Below are 355 nucleotides of genomic sequence, written 5' to 3'. Positions count from 1 at the left end.
CCGAGGAGATTACAGGCTGTCATGTTTTATAGTCCACATTTCTCGGTAAAGTGCTTGCGGTGACAGAACATCAGCTTGGCGCGCTTGTCGGGCAGGTCGATTTCGCCCTGTTCCTCAAAGGCGCAATCTTCTGCATAGCGCAGCAGGCTGCGCGCCTGCACGCTGGGCTCGCCGACGATTTTTTGCGTTGCGGGATTGTCCAGAAATAGAAAACGGGTGAAGCCGGTAATCACGGCGCGGGCGGTGTTGCGGCCGAAATAGGCCTTTTCGCCCACCAGCATATGCCAGCCGCGATCCGTCTCCAGCGCATCATAATAGCGCCCGAGAATATCATCTTTTGCCCAATAGGCCTCCC

At 56.3% G+C, this 355-nt stretch carries 1 protein-coding gene; it reads right to left on the bottom strand.

Features of this window, described 5'->3' with window-relative positions; all coding sequences use genetic code 11:
• Window positions 1-26: 26 nt before the first annotated feature.
• A partial coding sequence (locus HBA93_RS19470; protein WP_221724390.1) for a GNAT family N-acetyltransferase occupies window positions 27-355 on the bottom strand: 329 nt, incomplete at its 5' end.

Source organism: Ochrobactrum sp. SFR4 (genome assembly GCF_019730395.1).
In the GTDB taxonomy this organism is placed as follows: Bacteria; Pseudomonadota; Alphaproteobacteria; order Rhizobiales; family Rhizobiaceae; genus Pseudochrobactrum.
The sequence above is the reverse complement of the archived record's forward strand: the minus strand, read 5'-3'. Positions and strand labels throughout refer to the sequence as shown.